The following is a 16,404-nucleotide window of genomic DNA, read 5'->3' on the forward strand; positions in this document are numbered from 1 at the left end:
ACACAAGAGCTGTTTTACCCATCTACCTTTTTAGCACCTGATCATCACCCTTAGAGCTCGGATGACAACGCATTTGGCATGACATGCACACCTGCTCACTGGCTCTTCAGATAATCACTCGCTACCCAAAATCCAAGTTCTGCCGAGCGTCTTATAAAACGCAGCCCTTGCTCATTATCGAAATCATCTTGCATATACATCAGTCCAAAACTATATAAGGCTTCAGGATGCTCAAGCCGGACGGCCTGATGAAGCCAATACATCTGTTGCTCTGGATTTGCCTTCAAACCACACCATCCATATTTCCATAGGCAGGACAAATGAAATTGCGCTTCTGCATGACCCTTACTGGCTGAAAGCGTGTAAAACTCAACCGCTTTTTTTTCATCGCATCGAATGCCATTTCCATACTGATAGCTGCTGGCTAATTTGAAACTGGCTTCAGCATCACCTTCCTGAATTTGGCGTCTGAGTAAAAAGAAATATTTTGAATACCAGATTGTCGATAGAGCTTCGTCTTTTGCAACATCTTCATTGCCGTCAGCATACATATAAGCCAGATGTACACATGCATCTGGAATTTCCAAGGCGGCCAATTCCTCCAGCAAGGGTAGTGCTTGTTTATAGTCAAGCTCACTGCATGCCGCAAGTGCTTGCTCCATCATGTCCTGGGTATTCAGTTGCTTTGTCATTTGCCTGACTTTCTCAACTTCATTGTTCATGCACCTGCAAAATTTTTGCTTTCACGCTTGCTGATTTGGGTCTATAAGACCAGCGGTTTAGATATCATCTGAACTCTTCTCCAACACCGCCAGCATCGCCCTCAATCCCTCATTCAAACGCTGCAAATCCGTAGCATTTAAACCAGCCATGATGCGTCTCTCGTTCTCTACGTGAGCAACCAGCGCACGGTCTACCAGGTCTTTGCCGGTATCCGTCAATTGCACCAGCATGCTGCGGGCGTCGTCGGGGTTTTGCAGGCGTAGTATCCAGCCGCTGGCTTCGAGCTTTTGCAGTCTGTGGGTCATGGTGCCTGAGGTGACCATGAGTTTGGAAAACAGGTCAGTCGGGCTCATGCAGAAGGTGCTACTGGAGCGGCGCAGCGTGGCCAGCATGTCGAATTCCCAGGCGCTCATGCCGAAGGTATTGAAGGTACTCTCAAGCGCGCGGCTCAGCAGGTCACTGCAACGGCGCAGGCGGCCTATGTTTTCCATGGGGCTGCAATCGAGGTCTGGTCTGGCATTGCGCCATTGTTCCAGAATCTTGTCGACTGCATCCATCTTCTTTTCCGCCATCTTGCTCCCCTGATTATTCATTCGCGCATCAATTATTCGTTTGCGTATAGGTCGCCATTATATGGGCAGCCATCTGGCGATTCATGTATTTACGCTCTTTCACCTCTTGCAGCGACCTTAAAGACCACACAAGGCATATGCATTTATCTTGATATCAAGATAGTTTATGCTAAGATGAATTTATCTTGAACTCAAGACATTATCATGAAAACTGCAAATGCATCTTCGCGTCTGGGCTTTTGGCTCGACACCTTGCTGACTGCCCTTGCCCCTGCCATCTGGGGCTCGACTTATATCGTCACGACACAATTCCTGCCGCCAGACCGGCCATTTACTGCCGCCCTGCTGCGCTGCCTGCCTAGCGGGATTTTGCTGGTGCTGTTTTGCAAGCGCCTGCCCTTGTCGCGTGAATGGGGGCGTTTGCTGGTGCTGGCTGCACTGAATATCGGTTTCTTCCAGGCGCTGCTGTTCATTGCGGCTTACCGCCTGCCGGGTGGCATGGCAGCGGTGATTGGCTCTATACAGCCCTTGCTGATCATGGCGATGGCCTGGCTGCTGGACAGGCGCAGGCCAGCCGCGCTGGCGATCACGGCCAGTGTCTGTGCCGTACTGGGGATGGCGGCCCTGTTGCTATCAGCCACAGCGGTCATGGATGCCGTGGGTCTGGCAGCTGCTGCGGCAGGGGCGGTTTGCATGGCGGGTGGTACCTATCTGTCGCGACGTTGGCAAAGCAGTTTGCCGGTATTGGCTTTCACTGGCTGGCAGCTCTTGCTGGGTGGTTTGATCCTGCTGCCTTTGAGCCTGCTGGTGGATGCGCCGCTGCCTGCACTGAACCTGACGCAGATTTTGGGTTATGCCTATCTGTCCATCGTTGGTGCCTTGCTGGCCTACAGTCTGTGGTTTCGCGGTATAGCACGCTTGTCACCGGTGGCCGTGTCTTCACTGGGTTTGTTAAGCCCCATCACCGCCGTCATCCTGGGCTGGATTGTGCTTGATCAAAGCATGCGGGGACTCTCGCTGGCAGGTTTATTGATCGTTCTTGCCAGTGTCATCGTCGTGCAAAAAAGCATGCGTAGCCAGGCCTGAATTTTTATCACTCTCATCTTTATCAAGGAAAATAAAATGCACGCATCCATACAAGAAATTATTGAATCTCGCGTCTCTGCGAATAACTATGACAGCAGCCGCAAGCTCAGCAATGACGAGATCACCGAGCTCGTGCGGCTGGCAACGCTGGCGCCCTCTGCCTATAATTTTCAAAACTGGAAATTCCTGGCGGTTGTCAGCGACGAGGCTAAACAGCGCTTGCAGGCAGCAGCTTTTAATCAGCAAAAGGTCAGCGATGCTGCAGTGACTTTCATCATCTGCGGCACCCTGAATGCCCACGCCCAGCTCGAACCCGCTTTGCGCCCTGCTGTTGCTGCCGGGATCATTGACGACAAGATGTTGACAACATGGGTAGGCATGGCTGAACAAAGCCATACCAATAATGCGGTGCTGCAAAGGGATGAAGCCCTGCGCTCAGCATCGCTGGCGGCAATGACCTTGATGCTGGCAGCACAAGGCAAGGGGCTGGCATCTTGCGCGTTGAGTGGTTTTGATGCAGATGCGGTGGCGCGTGAATTTGATCTGCATGCCACAGAAATCCCGGTCATGCTGATCACGGTGGGCTATGCCGCCAAAGGCAACTGGTCGCAAAAACCACGCAAGCAAGTGCATGAAGTGATGCAACTGGTTTGAGAATCTGTTGAGGATTTACCAGGGCAGCGTCTCACCGGCATAAGTATAAAACTCACCCGATTGTGCAGGCCGCATGCTGTTGATCACCGCCAGCATTTCACTGGCTGCCTGCGCTACCGGGCGGCCTATGCTGGCACCGCGAAAAGGTTGAGACAAGGCGGTGTTGACCGTGCCGGGGTGCAAGGCAAATAAGACTGCATCGGGATGGGTGCGTTTGAGTTCTATGGCGGCGGTCTTGATCATCATGTTCAGCGCCGCCTTGGATGCGCGGTAGCTATACCAGCCGCCGAGGCGATTGTCTTCTATACTGCCGACCTTGGCAGATAGCATGGCCATGACACCTCTCTGTTTGTCGAGCAGAGGTGCGAAGTGACGCAGGAGCAAGGCAGGACCAAAGGTGTTAACGAGAAAAGTCGCCTGCATTTGTGCATACTGCAAATCGGCCAGTTTTTTCTCGGGCATGAAGTCAGCGGTATGCAATACGCCAGTCGCATTGATGATGAGATGAAAAGGACCACGCTCTTTCATCTCGCTAGCTGCTGCAGCAATGCTGTCTTCACTAGCAAAGTCCAGTACTGGCTGGCTTTGGCGATGCAGACTTACAACCAGTCCACAATGTTCCTGCGCGCGCAATAGTTCTACAAATGCCGCACCTATGCCGCCAGATGCGCCAATCACCAGCGCCCTGAAGCCCTGTGGGAAGGAGCTTAGCAAACTATCAGCCATCATACCCACCCTTGCTTCCACATGGTCGTGTCAGCCAGTTCACGCCAGGCGATCTTGCGTTTGGCCTTGCTATAGACAGCTTCAAGCTCAACAAATTCGACCTGGGCATTCATGACAAGCTGCCCTTCTTGTTGCTCAGGCAAATAGACTTTACTGACCAGAAAATGCTTTTGTTTGGCAACGACTTCTACCGCAGTCCATTTGGAGAGCATGAGCTTGTTTGGTTGTATGGGGTTCATTTTCTGGCTTTCAAATGGTGCTATATCTGCTTAAAGATCATCGAGTCTGGCACGTATATCTGTTGCCCTGTCACGCAACGCCTGCAAGGTGTCTTTATCCATTTTTCTGAGCTGAGGATACACCATGCCTATGCGAGGATTGCTGGATAACTTGTCTTCGTTACGGGCAAAAAAATCCCAGTACAGCGCATTGTAGGGGCAAGCAAGTTCGCTTGTACGTTGCTTTTTATCGTAATGGCAACCCTTGCAATAATCACTCATCTTGTCGATATAGGCTGCGGCAGATACATAGGGTTTGGTTGCCAGCATACCACCGTCAGCAAACTGACTCATGCCCAGGGTATTGGGCAATTCAACCCACTCAAACGCATCTATATATATGCCCAAATACCAGCGATGAACATGCTGTGGCTGCAAGCCCGCGAGCAAGGCAAAATTGCCTATGACCATCAGGCGCTGTATGTGGTGGGCATGGGCTTGCTCCAGCGACTGGCTGATGGCGCTGGAGAGGCAGCGCATTTTTGTTTTACCAGTCCAGAACCATGCTGGCAATTCTGCCTCATGGCCAAAGAAATTATGTTCTTCATAGCCAGGCATTTGCGCCCAGTAAATGCCGCGTACATATTCTCGCCAACCCAGTATCTGCCGTATATGACCCTCTACCGCAGGCAGTGCGGCATGGCCGGCCCAAAGTGCAGCCTCTACCTTGCTGACCACTTCTTGTGGCTGCAGCATTTTGACATTCAAGGCGAAAGAAATCAGTGAGTGAAACAATCGCCATGACTTGCTGCTCATGGAATCCTGGAACTCGCCAAAATGCGGCAGGGCATGCTGGATGAAAGCATCAAGTTGTGCCAGTGCTTCTGCCCTGTTCAGCGGCCAGGCAAAATTTGCCGCATTCGCTTCACCAAAGCTATTGATACCTGCCTGCTGTATGGTTTCCCACAAACCTGAATGATCATGTCGAGGCCGGAAGTCTGCCGGTTCCCAGGGTATGCCGGGCCAGGCTTTGCGGTTGTCGTGGTCATAATTCCATTGCCCGCCGACTGGTTTATTGGCTTCTTCCAGCAAGACCTGGTGCTTGACGCGCATGTGCCGATAGAAATTTTCCATCAGCCATTTCTTGCGACCTTCGAACAGGATGGCGGCTTCATCACGGCGGGTAAAAAAATGTTCACTGCTGCGCATGCGGCAATTGATCTTGCTGGCATCGCAATAGGCGGCGAGTTGTTCATCGAGCCTGAATTCGTCAGGCTCCTGGTATTCAAACTGGCTGCACTGATAACGTGCCAGCAGCCAGTCGAGATTGGCTGTCAGGGATTGTATATTGTCTGCGTCATCGATAGTCAGATAATGCAGGCGATGGCCAGCAGCCTGGAGTTGTGCAGCCAGCGCGCGCATGGCGGCAAAGATGGCGATAATTTTTTGCGCATGATGGAGCACGTAATCTGTCTCTTGCCGGATTTCCATCATGACATAGACGATGTCGTCAGAAGTTTGGCTAAACCAGCTATGCGCAGGATAGAGCTGGTCACCGAGTATCAGGCGTAATGTGGTTGCGGGTGCGGCAGTTTGCATGGCGTTCTCCGATTTGGTGGCGGCTCTCAAGTCTGTGACTTGCCACTGCGACTGCTCTGGCTGTTGCTGCGGCAGCGCTGGGAACAGTATTTGACCTCGTCCCAGTTTTTTTCCCATTTCTTGCGCCAGTTAAATGGCAGGCCGCAAGTCTGGCAAAGCTTGCTGGGCAGGTCCGCCTTTTTTCGCATTTTCATCTGAATTTCATCTGAATACGACCATCAGGAAGATGCCTTGATCTTGCAAATGATGAGATGGCTGCATTGTGCAGCCATCTGTATTGCTACTGACTGATTCCAAAAATGGCGTCTTTATTGATCATAACGTGCCAGGCTGGCTGCGTGATGCGTAGCCAGTTCATCAGCAGAGCTGATGGTCATGCCTAATTCGCTCAGTAAACCGTCGCGCAGGCCATACACCCAGCCATGCACGGTCAATGGCTGGCTACGCTCCCAGGCGTCTTGTACGACAGTGGTGCGGCAGAGATTGACGACTTGTTCAATGACATTGAGCTCGCACAGGCGTTCGCTTTTCTCTTGCACAGACAATACCTCGCCCAGGTATTTCTCATGTTTTTGATGCACATCCTGGACATGGCGCAGCCAGTTATCGGCCAGGCCAACGCGACGGTTGGTCATGGCAGCATGCACGCCGGAACAGCCATAATGACCGCAGATAATGATGTGTTTGACACCCAGTACATCAATCGCGAATTGCAATACAGACAGGCAATTGAGGTCAGAATGCACGACAACGTTGGCGATGTTACGGTGGACAAACAGTTCGCCGGGCAAAAGGCCCAGCAATTCATTGGCCGGAACGCGGCTGTCAGAGCAGCCTATCCATAGGTACTCAGGGCTTTGCTGTGCCGCCAGCGTCTTGAAGAAATTGGCGTCTTTTGCCGTGATGGCAGCAGCCCATTTGCGGTTGTTTTCAAATAATTGCTGTGGAGTCAATCCTGTGTTGCTTGTTGCGCTCATGCTCTCGCCCATTTATTCTAGACAGGCGAGATTCTAACCGTATTGGCGTTTGCCTGCATAATATATCCTGACATGCTAATCTGGCATGCTAATCTGGCATAGTCGATCTGACATGGCAATCCTTGCAGGAAACAAACGTCCAGTGATGGAGATGGAGTTCAGGCATGATCTCAGGCAAGACAATAGTAATTTGGCTTTACGCAGTCAGCATGTTTTGCCTCGGCATCACAGCCCCTGTCACAGCCCAGGCGCAGCAAAAAAACTTGCGTATCGCCACTTTTGGTCAGGGCGGCCCCATGGAAAAAGCTGCGGCTGCCTATCTGATTGAACAATATAAAAAGCTGGGCGTGCAGCTTGAGTTCGTCAACCTGCCCGGCAATCGCGCCTTGCAAGAATCAAATAACGGACGACTGGATGGCGAACTCATGCGCAAGGCAGGCCTGCGTGCGGAATATCCCAATCTATTGCAAATCCTGGTGCCGCTGGCGACCACCAATACCGTCGCTTTTGCTCTGGATAAAAATATCGCTGTTGATCATGGCTGGGACAGTTTGCGTGAACATAGTTTTTCATATGAAACCGGCACCAAGCTTATAGAACAAAACACCCAGGGGTTTAGTACCGGCCATGCCGAACAAAATATCAAGACAGCCTTCCGGCAAATGTTAAACAAACGGGTAGAACTGATCGTCATTGATGAACAGGCTGGTTTGCAGTTGGTGAAAGAATTGGGGCTGGAAGGCACGGTACACATGCTGACGCCGGCAATCAGCACTATCCCACTCTACCACTACCTGCATAAAAAACATGCGGCACTGGCAAACAAGCTGGAAATCCTGTTACGCAAAAATCACTGATCCAGACTGGCACGCTGTTTTTGCAAAAAGCGCCGCACTGCTGCATCCGGCTCCAGCCCTATGGCAATATCATAAGCCTGGCGGGCCTGCTCCACGTCACCGGCACTTCTTAGCAAATGTGCACGCGCCGCCCAGTAAGCCTGGTAGTTTTGCAGGCGCGGCTGTGCCTGTACTGTGGGCAAAATGTCCAGCGCTGCTTGCGGGCCGGCTGTTTCTGCCACAGCGATGGCATAGTTGATGGCGACTACCGGCGAATCAGTCATACACATCAACTGCACATAGAGTTGCACTATGGCTGGCCAGTCCGTCTGGCCACTAAAGCGCCGGGCGACATGGGCAGATTGTATGGCGGCTTCCAGCTGGTAACGCCCGGCCTGTTGCAAGACACTGGCACGTTTCAGGATTTTTTCAGCAGTGCGTATTAGTTTGCCATCCCAAAGCTGGGTATCTTGCTGAGCCAGAGGCACATACTCACCACTGGCATCACGCCTTGCTGGCCTTCGCGATTCTGTGTACAGCATGAGTGCCAGCAAACCCAGGGACTCAGCTTCATCCGGCTTCAGCGCAGCCAATAAATCGGCCAGCCAGATGGCTTCATCAGCCAGACTGGTTTGCCCTTCTGCCCCTGCAAGATCTGCCCAGCCTGCTGTATAAACGGCATAGATGGCGTCATTGATGGCATCCAGTCTTGCTGTGATAACACTCTGGTCTGGTATCAATAAGGGAATGCGAGAGTCGCGTATCTTGGCTTTCGCCCGCACCAGCCTTTGTGCCATGGTGGCAGGTGATACCAGAAAGGCCGAGGCTATGGCTGCCGCGTCCAGGCCAAGGATGGTTTGTAAAATCAGCGGTGCCCGCATGCTGGCATCGATGGCCGGATGGGCACAGGCAAACATCAGGGCCAGGCGCTGGTCAGGTATAGCAGCACTGTCGACCTCCTCCATCAAATCATCGCTGAGCAAGAGTAAATCTGGCAAGGCTGCTGCCTGGGTTTGCCGCTGACGTGCGCCATCGATCATGGCACGCCTGGCCACGGTCAATAACCAGGCTTCTGGCTTTGCCGGTATGCCAGTCTGCGGCCAATGTTGCAAGGCATTTTCAAAAGCCGTGGCCAAGGCATCTTCTGCCCAGGCCACGTCATGCGAACGTGCCGACAGAATAGCGACCAGCCGCCCATAACTGTTGCGGGCGGCGGCCCCGGCTACCTTTGCAGCCTTTTCTACTTCGCCAACACCAGTCAGGCTGCTGCCGTGCATTCGTCGCCAGACATGTTTTCTGTAGGCCAGATGGGTCTGACTTCGATAGAACCATAAGCAGCACCCGGGCAACGCGCCGCCCAGTGCAAGGCTGCATCGAGGTCGGCCACATCGATGATGTAAAAGCCACCCAGTTGTTCCTTGGCCTCGGCATAAGGGCCATCCAGCACCGTGGTCTTGCCTTCCCGCACACGTACCGTGGTTGCCTTGGTCGATTCACGCAAACGTTCACCGGACACCAGCGCGCCTGCCTGTATCAACGCTTCAGTATAGGCACCATAGGCGGCAATCATCTGCACCATGTCGGCATCAGGAATTTGTTGCTCTTCGGCTTCATTTGCAGCGATCAATAACATGTATTGCATGACTTTCTCCTCTTTAATAGTCAACGGGCAGGATGCGCCGTCATGACAATGACGTTTGGGATACTGGCAAATCGACAAAGCAGTGAAAATATTTTATACAGCAATCTTTATTGTATGTCATGACAAGGTTTAAGGAGCTGCCTCGAATGTCAGTGTCTTGCCTCCCCCGCGCCATTGCCCAAGCAATTTATTGCCTGCGCGGCGGTAACTTATGCTTGCCGTAGTATTTCCCTTGCTGTCTGACTCAGTCAGTTCAGTGACATCTTTCTTGCGCTCAACGCTGAGTTCTATGGCCTTGCGATGCCTGTCATAAAAATAGCGGGAACTGGGATAGGATATTCCTTCAACATTGCTTGTCAACATCAAGGTAATGGGCATATTGCCATTAATCTTGCCACGAAAAACTTGTGCATAGGGATTGATGTCATCAATGCTTCCTGTACCCTCTCCCAGCAAAATATATTTTCCATAATTGCTGAGGTAGGCAGTCAACTGTGGTGCCTTGAATGTCATGACCAGATTGCCCAGATCATCAAGGGCCTGGTTAACATGCGCAGAACAAGGTCCAATATCAAAACTGAGGGCACCGTCGAGTATGCGTATAGACCCAAGGTAGTTGCCTGCCTTGCCATTACGAGCTTCCAGGCAGTGCTCATATAGTTCAAGCTGTTGCGCTATCACTTCTTTGTTGTACTGTTTCGTGCCCTTGGCCAAGAGTTTTTCCAGGCGGGCTATTTCTGTGCGCAAACGCCTGAGGCTGTCTTTTTGTAGCAGCGCACCCAGTGCCTTTTTACCAGACTCACTTAATAATTCCACAGGCGTGATGACGCGCCCGCTTCTGGTATCAAAGTCAATATGTATTTCACTCGAAGAGCAATATGCACCGCAGCCTTCGGTATTGACAGCGATGGCATATTGCCGCTTGCCATTCACCAGACCAGAAGATGCTGGCTCCATGGACTCAAGAGGAAATTCCAGCTCTAACAATGCCGTTTTTTTAGCAGCATCTTCTTTTGCAGGTGACAAAGTATTCAGCAAGTGTATGTGCAGAAAGTTATTGATGCGGTCTGCCACTTGCTGATCTTCAGTCGAGATGAAGGGTATAGTGAGTTCTGTCTTGCCACCCATATTATTCTTGCTGACATACTTAAGTGGCTTATCGCTGAAGGTGGCGCCCAGGCAAGTGCCTGAAAATAACAAGGCACTGCCTAGCAAACTGATATTTTTGACGAGCATTATCCGCGTGCCGGTATCAACAAGCCTCTTTGCACAGCAGGACGCCCGACAAACTCAGCCAGGGCGCGTTGCACATGCGGGAAGTCATTGATGCCTACCAGATCACCTGCTTCATAGAAACCGATCAGATTACGTATCCATGGGAATATCGCGATGTCGGCGATAGTGTAGGTATCACCCATGATCCACTTGCGGTCTGCCAGGCGCTGGTTGACGACAGACAGCAGGCGTTTGGATTCTGCCACGTAGCGGTCGCGCGGGCGTTTGTCTTCATAGGCCTTGCCAGCAAATTTATTGAAGAAACCAAGTTGACCAAACATCGGGCCTATGCCACCCATCTGGAACATCAGCCATTGCAGGCATTCATAACGCTCTGCCGCATCGGTGGGGATGCACTGCCCGGTCTTGTCTGCCAGGTAGATCAGGATGGCACCAGATTCAAACAGCGCCAGTGGCTTGTCACCGGGGCCTTGCGGGTCGATGATGGCGGGGATTTTATTATTCGGGTTCAGCGACAAAAATTCTGGCGAAGTCTGGTCATTGGTCTCAAAGCTAACCAGGTGGGGCTCATAAGCCAGGCCGGTTTCTTCGAGCATGATGGAAACCTTGACGCCATTCGGTGTCGGCAATGAATACAGTTGCAGGCGCTCAGGATGCTGGGCTGGCCATTTTTTGGTGATGGGAAAATTATTGAGAACAGAGCTGGACATGGTGTTTCCTTCCTGGGTTGATCTGATAGCGGCCTTTCAGGCGTAGAAACCAGATGCTAATCCATTTATGAAATTTCTGCGCAGGGCCATCATATCTGTGATGGCGAGTGGACGACATTTGGGCTAAGCTGCACGACTTGTGCCGTACATACTATTATTTGCCTCATGCTCAGAACCATCCTCATACGCCTGCTGTTTGTTATCGCCTTGATCGCCATAGTCCTGGGACTGGCACGCTATCTGGGCAAAGACAGCAGTAATGTTGCGCCCGATAACTTGCTGGCGAAAGTAGGTATCATCAAAAAACCGGCAGCAACTTCATTTGACTGGCAGGCTGAACTGGATGTGTATGCAGGCGTGCCTGACGTCGATAGCAGTTATTTTTCTGATCCTTATGCAGTCGCGATAGACAAACACGGCACTATTTTTGTCAGCGATGCAGGTGAGCATAATCAGATATTGAAGATCAGTGTTGATGGCGCAGTTGCGCCTTATGCCGGTTCTGTCGAAGGTTTTGCCGACGGCAAGGCTGATCAGGCGGCTTTCAATACGCCGTCTGGCATGGCGCTGGATGGCAAGGGTAATTTGCTGGTGGCTGATACCGGCAATCATGCGATACGCAGCATCAGCCCTGAAGGCATAGTGACGACATTAGCCGGTAATGGCAAACCCGGCTATCGCGATGGCATGGGTGCTGAGGCACAATTCAATGGCCCGGTAGGCATAGCCGTAGATGCTGCTGGCAATATCTATGTGGCAGACACCTACAATGACCGCATACGCAAGATCAGCCCTGATGGCCAGGTCAGCACACTCGCCGGTGGCAATGGCTCGGGTTATCTGGATGGAGCAGCAGCCACTGCCCTGTTTGATACGCCAACCGGTCTGGCAATCAATAGCAAGGGCGACATACTCATCGCCGACAGCAAGAACGACGCCATACGCAGGCTGAGCAAGGATGGTCAAGTCACCACCCTGGCCCGTGCACTGGATGATGAAGAGAAACCGCTGATGCGCCGCCCTTTGAGTATTGTTGCCACTTATGACGATCATCTGTACATAGGTGAAGGTGGCAAGGGGCGCATCATACAAATTTCTCCCACGGGTGAAATGCGTGGTCTCACAGGTGTGGGCATCAATTTTGAAGCCGGGGATGAAAAGGCCATACGCTTCTTGCAGCCCACAGGTATAGCGCTGAATGACAAAGATGGTCTGCTGGTCAGCGATTCCGCCCGCCTGCAATTGGTGAGCCTGCATAGCAAAGGTATGCCTGACAGCATGGCCGGACAAAAATCAGCTGCACCAGCGCCTGTTCAGGAAATAAAAAATACCCGCACCGATGATGAAATCAAATCCTACCCCTGGCCCATCAAGCCACAAAATTCTCCGCATGAAGTGGTAGGCACCATGGGTGAAGTGCGTGGCAATTATGATGGTGAAAGTCGCGATCACTTCCACGGTGGCCTTGATGTACAGGCCAACATGGGCACGACCGTATATGCCATCGCCAGTGAAAAAGTGCGCGGCACCAGCAGTAGCTGGGGTTATGCCGGGCTCAGCGAAGGCATCAAGCTCGACAGCATGGCGTATATCCACATGAAGGTGGGGCGCACCGCCAAAGATGCGCTGATTGACGAAGACAAATTCCAGCTACAAACACTGGCAGATGGCAAACCCTATGCCGTGCGTGTCAGGCGCGGCACCCGTTTCAAGACTGGTGAAGCACTGGGCAGCATCAACCGCATGTTCCATGTGCATCTGGAACATAATCATGCGGGTCTTAAAATCAATCCTTTGAAATTGAACTTCCCCGGCCTGGTTGATACTGTCGCACCGCAGATAGAAGACATCACTATCGTTGATGGCAGCGGCAAAGAGATCAAGGACAAACAACAGGGCCGCTTGCTCCTGTCCAGCCAGGTCAAGGATTATGGCATCGTCGTGGATGCCTATGACCAGGTCGATGACAATGCCAAACGCCGTCGTCTGGGTCTGTATCAGTTAGGCTACCAGCTCCTGTATACCGATGGCAGCCCCGTGCCTGGCTATGAAACCCCGCGCATGACCATGGAATTCAACGCCCTGCCACCCGACCGTGAAATGGTCAAATTATTGTATGCAGAAGAAAGCGGCATCACCGTGCATGGTGCAAAGAAAACCCGCTTTTTGTATATGGCCAGCAATACGGTCAAGGATGGTATTGCGAAGAAAGGCAGCTGGGATGTCAGCAAGCTGGCGCCGGGCAATTATGTCTTGCGTATCCATGCGGCGGATTTTGCGGGGAATGTGGCGAAGGATAATCGGGACTTGAGATTCACCTTGGAATAATGCTTTTGCAAGCACACTGTAGCTAATAGTAGCTAAGCACTTGGTAATCATCTACCACATTAAGGATAGTACAAATTCTTCACGATGATGCATATTCACATAGTACGTTTACTTTTTCTCGCTGCTTTGATGCAGCTAACTTGCCCTGCATTGGCAGAGATTGTTCAAGAGTCATCTGGACACGGTAGTGTCTATTTCGGAAAATACGAACCGAAAGAACCAAAATCGCTTGCAGACATCCCACAGTCTGTAGCAGCAAGACTTATTGAGCACCTGAAAAAACGCCTGGGTGAAGCACAATATGCACATTTGAAATTTGCAGGTGGCCAGGTGATAGACGCAAAAGAGCTGCGTAAAACAGAACCGGACTCCAGAGACTATCAATGGGAAATTCCGGCCTATATATTGCAATTCGATTTTGAACTGCCTGGTACACCCAAAGTCATTTTTCCTGTTGAAATTTCACTCAGGGCCAATGCAAGCGTAATGAAGGAGATAAATCTACCAGCTTATGCCGATTCAACAGACAAACAAGTATTTCATTCTTTCAAAGATTTAATGGGAGTCATAGCCAGAAAAGGTTTTCTCGAAAAAAACATGGCTTACAAGCTCGAATACGATGAAGATGGTGTCATCGTCAAGAAAGGTTTGTTCGAAAACAATATGACTGTAAGGCTCGAATACTATGAAAAACTTGATACTCTCGTTTGGAAATATACCAAGGTATTATCTGACAACGGCTATGCGATAGAGATGAAATCCATTGTAGTCAATGCATATTCTGGCAAAATTATCCGCACCACTAAATCCAGGGCTATACGTTGAAGTAAGGTGCCAGGTCTGACACCTCTTGCACCAACTATCAAACAATCAGCCTGCCACGCCCAAAATCACGCTCGAAGCCTTGAACAGGCCCGTCACCGTACCACCTACGACGAGACCCATGCTGGTCGCGCTTTCATTGGTGATGATGGCGGCCAGTGTCGCGCCACCTGGCAATTCAAGCACCACTTCGGTATTGACTGCGCCTGGCAGGATGCGGCTGATGGTGCCGGTGAGCTGGTTGCGGGCTGACAGTCTGGCTTTGCGGTCTTCTTCCATGAGGATGATGGAAGACGCTTTGATCAAAGCAAAGGCTTCTGCTCCAATTTGCAAACCCAGCTCCTGCGTGCTCTCATGGGTGATGATGGCGACGATCTTCTGGCCGCCGGCTATTTCAAGTTCAATTTCATCATTGATGGCACCGGGTTTGACCTGGCTGACTTTGCCGAGGAACTGGTTGCGTGCACTGGTTTTCATGTTCATTTTCCTGATGAGTAAAAAGTCGTCGGCAATGCCCTCTGCCTGCCGGTCTAGCTGGGCGATGAAGTCGCGGTGTTCTTTTTCTATAATCCTGAAATTATTGACCAGTTGTTCACCTCGCTTCGTCAGTCTTGTACCACCACCTCCCTTGCCGCCGGTCAGGCGTTCTACCAGGGGTTCGCCTGCGAGATTGTTCATGGTGTCTATGGCATCCCAGGCGGCTTTATAGCTCATCTTGACGGCTTTTGCAGCCTGGGTAATGGAGCCACTTTCGGCAAGCTGGGCCAGCAGGGCGATGCGGCTTTGGCCTCCAAGGTTTTCTCCATCGACGGTCATCCAGACTGAGCCTTGCAGAGTAATTTCTTTATTCTTTGCATTCATCTGCTACAGTCCTCATTGGCTTTCATGCTGCATATTTTGTGCTTTCGACGAGTCTGCCATCCTGCAAATTCAATACATGCTCACCAAACACCTGCGCGTCTTCTACATCGTGGGTGATGAGTATCATGGGAATATTCAATTGCTTTTGCAGGCTGTCCAACTCCTTGCGCATGCTGATGCGCAGGGGCTGGTCGAGGGCAGCGAAAGGTTCATCGAGCAAAAGCGCCCGGGGCTCGGCGATCAAGGCGCGGGCCAGGGCGGTTCTCTGTTTTTGCCCGCCCGATAATTCATGCGGCATCTGCCCGGCCAGGGCTTTTATATGCAGAGCATCCAGCCAGTATGCAACTTTTTCATCCTGCACTTTGGCAGAAGGATTACGCCAGCCATGACTGAGACCAAACGCAATATTCTGCGCCACGTTCAGATGCGGGAACAGGGCATAGTCCTGGAACAGATAAGCCAGTTGGCGGCGCTGTGGCGGCAGATTGATACGCGCAGTATGGTCGAACAGGGTATTGCCAGCGACATGGATATACCCAGTATCGGGCGTCATCAAACCTGCGATGGCTTTAAGCACCAGGCTCTTGCCCGCACCGGATGGGCCTAGTATGACGAGGCGCTGGCTATCGCTGCGAACTACAACATCCAGTTCAAAACGACGCTGGCCAGATTGCAGAGTCTTGTGTATGTGCAGGTCAAATTGCATTTTATTTGCTCATATTCAAAGGCGTCATATACGGTTGGCGACACGGCCAGGGGCCAGTTTGCCCGCCAGTAGCAAGACTGCAATACAGACTGCCGAGGTCAGCAAGACCAGGGTATTGGCGACATCGTCCTGCCCGGCCTGGACGGCTTCATACACAGCAATCGACAAAGTCTGGGTCTTGCCGGGTATGCTGCCAGCCACCATCAGGGTGGCACCAAATTCACCCAGGGCGCGGGCAAAGGCCAGCAATACACCCGCCAGAATGCCGCGCCATGCGAGTGGCAAAGTCACGCGGAAAAACACTGCCATTTCAGAAATACCCAACACCCTGGCCGCCTGCTCCAGTTGCCCATCGACCGCTTCAAAAGCCGCTCTCGCTGGTTTGAATACCAGCGGGAAGGCGACAATGGCTGCGGCAATCACAGCACCCTGCCAGGTAAAAATAAAGCTGAAGCCAAAGTGATCTTGCAGCCATGCACCCAGCGCACTACGCCGCCCCAGCAAGACCAGCAGGTAATAACCGAGTACCGTGGGCGGCATGACCATGGGCAGGGTCAGTATGGTATCGACCAGGTCACGGCCAGGAAAGCGTTTGCGTGCCAGCAGATAGCCCACGCCTATGCCAAAAATCAGGTTCAGCATCGTAGCCCAGCCCGCGACTTTCAATGACAATAGCAGCGCTGTCCATGCTGGATTCATTAATAGCCT

Annotated in this window: 19 protein-coding genes; 5 read left to right on the forward strand and 14 right to left on the reverse strand. The window is 51.8% G+C overall.

Annotated elements, in window-relative coordinates; genetic code table 11:
• Positions 1-95 precede the first annotated feature (95 nt).
• Positions 96-722 carry a tetratricopeptide repeat protein gene (locus UNDKW_RS22910; protein ID WP_162060621.1) on the reverse strand — a complete coding sequence of 209 codons (627 nt, stop codon included), beginning with the start codon at positions 720-722 and terminating at the stop codon, positions 96-98.
• A 57-nt stretch (positions 723-779) separates the two neighbouring features.
• Complete coding sequence (locus UNDKW_RS22915; RefSeq protein WP_162060622.1) at positions 780-1,295, reverse strand: MarR family winged helix-turn-helix transcriptional regulator; 516 nt, start codon at positions 1,293-1,295, stop codon at positions 780-782.
• 204 nt (positions 1,296-1,499) lie between these two features.
• On the opposite strand from UNDKW_RS22915, the gene UNDKW_RS22920 reads away from it, so the two are divergent.
• Together UNDKW_RS22920 and UNDKW_RS22925 are read left to right on the forward strand one after the other, a co-directional pair.
• Positions 1,500-2,381, forward strand: coding sequence for an EamA family transporter (locus UNDKW_RS22920; RefSeq protein WP_162060623.1), 882 nt, complete (start codon positions 1,500-1,502; stop codon positions 2,379-2,381).
• 36 nt (positions 2,382-2,417) lie between these two features.
• Positions 2,418-3,035: a nitroreductase family protein gene (locus UNDKW_RS22925; protein WP_162060624.1), complete on the forward strand. Its 618-nt coding sequence runs from the start codon at positions 2,418-2,420 to the stop codon at positions 3,033-3,035.
• Positions 3,036-3,050: 15 nt separating this feature from the next.
• Here UNDKW_RS22925 and UNDKW_RS22930 read toward each other — a convergent pair whose 3' ends face one another.
• The 5 genes from UNDKW_RS22930 to can form a co-directional block, all read right to left on the reverse strand.
• Positions 3,051-3,764: an SDR family NAD(P)-dependent oxidoreductase gene (locus UNDKW_RS22930; RefSeq protein WP_162060625.1), complete on the reverse strand. Its 714-nt coding sequence runs from the start codon at positions 3,762-3,764 to the stop codon at positions 3,051-3,053.
• Positions 3,761-4,000, reverse strand: coding sequence for a TIGR02450 family Trp-rich protein (locus UNDKW_RS22935; protein WP_162060626.1), 240 nt, complete (start codon positions 3,998-4,000; stop codon positions 3,761-3,763). The genes UNDKW_RS22930 and UNDKW_RS22935 overlap by 4 nt, the downstream gene beginning before the upstream one ends.
• A gap of 30 nt (positions 4,001-4,030) precedes the next feature.
• On the reverse strand, positions 4,031-5,578 hold the full coding sequence (locus UNDKW_RS22940) for a cryptochrome/photolyase family protein (protein WP_162060627.1): 1,548 nt from the start codon (positions 5,576-5,578) through the stop codon (positions 4,031-4,033).
• Between the two features lie 26 nt (positions 5,579-5,604).
• Positions 5,605-5,772: a DUF2256 domain-containing protein gene (locus tag UNDKW_RS22945; protein WP_162060628.1), complete on the reverse strand. Its 168-nt coding sequence runs from the start codon at positions 5,770-5,772 to the stop codon at positions 5,605-5,607.
• 114 nt (positions 5,773-5,886) lie between these two features.
• Positions 5,887-6,555, reverse strand: a complete 669-nt coding sequence (gene can, locus UNDKW_RS22950) for a carbonate dehydratase (RefSeq protein ID WP_162060629.1) — start codon at positions 6,553-6,555, stop codon at positions 5,887-5,889.
• 209 nt (positions 6,556-6,764) lie between these two features.
• Between can and UNDKW_RS22955 the strand changes: the two genes are divergently transcribed.
• On the forward strand, positions 6,765-7,412 hold the full coding sequence (locus UNDKW_RS22955) for an amino acid ABC transporter substrate-binding protein (RefSeq protein WP_162060630.1): 648 nt from the start codon (positions 6,765-6,767) through the stop codon (positions 7,410-7,412).
• Here UNDKW_RS22955 and UNDKW_RS22960 read toward each other — a convergent pair.
• From UNDKW_RS22960 to UNDKW_RS22975, 4 genes are all read right to left on the reverse strand, one after another.
• Positions 7,406-8,668: an RNA polymerase sigma factor gene (locus UNDKW_RS22960; RefSeq protein WP_162060631.1), complete on the reverse strand. Its 1,263-nt coding sequence runs from the start codon at positions 8,666-8,668 to the stop codon at positions 7,406-7,408. The two genes, UNDKW_RS22955 and UNDKW_RS22960, sit on opposite strands and share 7 nt — an antisense overlap.
• Positions 8,650-9,033: a YciI family protein gene (locus UNDKW_RS22965; protein WP_162060632.1), complete on the reverse strand. Its 384-nt coding sequence runs from the start codon at positions 9,031-9,033 to the stop codon at positions 8,650-8,652. Before UNDKW_RS22965 ends, UNDKW_RS22960 begins: the two co-directional genes overlap by 19 nt.
• Before the next feature lie 129 nt (positions 9,034-9,162).
• On the reverse strand, positions 9,163-10,269 hold the full coding sequence (locus UNDKW_RS22970) for a hypothetical protein (RefSeq protein ID WP_162060633.1): 1,107 nt from the start codon (positions 10,267-10,269) through the stop codon (positions 9,163-9,165).
• Positions 10,269-10,979 carry a glutathione S-transferase N-terminal domain-containing protein gene (locus UNDKW_RS22975; RefSeq protein ID WP_162060634.1) on the reverse strand — a complete coding sequence of 237 codons (711 nt, stop codon included), beginning with the start codon at positions 10,977-10,979 and terminating at the stop codon, positions 10,269-10,271. The genes UNDKW_RS22970 and UNDKW_RS22975 overlap by 1 nt, the downstream gene beginning before the upstream one ends.
• Positions 10,980-11,144: 165 nt before the next feature.
• On the opposite strand from UNDKW_RS22975, the gene UNDKW_RS22980 reads away from it, so the two are divergent.
• Together UNDKW_RS22980 and UNDKW_RS22985 are read left to right on the forward strand one after the other, a co-directional pair.
• A complete protein-coding gene (locus tag UNDKW_RS22980) occupies positions 11,145-13,307 on the forward strand; it encodes a gluconolaconase (protein ID WP_162060635.1) in 2,163 nt (720 codons plus the stop codon).
• Positions 13,308-13,391: 84 nt separating this feature from the next.
• Positions 13,392-14,132 carry a hypothetical protein gene (locus UNDKW_RS22985; protein ID WP_162060636.1) on the forward strand — a complete coding sequence of 247 codons (741 nt, stop codon included), beginning with the start codon at positions 13,392-13,394 and terminating at the stop codon, positions 14,130-14,132.
• Positions 14,133-14,177: 45 nt separating this feature from the next.
• On the opposite strand, the gene UNDKW_RS22990 is transcribed toward UNDKW_RS22985, so the two are convergent.
• From UNDKW_RS22990 to modB, 3 genes are read right to left on the reverse strand one after another with little or no spacing between them, the layout of a single operon-like run.
• Positions 14,178-14,990: a TOBE domain-containing protein gene (locus UNDKW_RS22990; protein WP_162060637.1), complete on the reverse strand. Its 813-nt coding sequence runs from the start codon at positions 14,988-14,990 to the stop codon at positions 14,178-14,180.
• 22 nt (positions 14,991-15,012) lie between these two features.
• A complete protein-coding gene (locus UNDKW_RS22995) occupies positions 15,013-15,696 on the reverse strand; it encodes an ABC transporter ATP-binding protein (protein WP_162060638.1) in 684 nt (227 codons plus the stop codon).
• 24 nt (positions 15,697-15,720) lie between these two features.
• Positions 15,721-16,395, reverse strand: a complete 675-nt coding sequence (modB, locus tag UNDKW_RS23000) for a molybdate ABC transporter permease subunit (RefSeq protein ID WP_162060639.1) — start codon at positions 16,393-16,395, stop codon at positions 15,721-15,723.
• Positions 16,396-16,404 lie beyond the last annotated feature (9 nt).

It is taken from the genome of Undibacterium sp. KW1 (assembly GCF_009937955.1).
Taxonomy (GTDB): domain Bacteria; phylum Pseudomonadota; class Gammaproteobacteria; order Burkholderiales; family Burkholderiaceae_D; genus Undibacterium.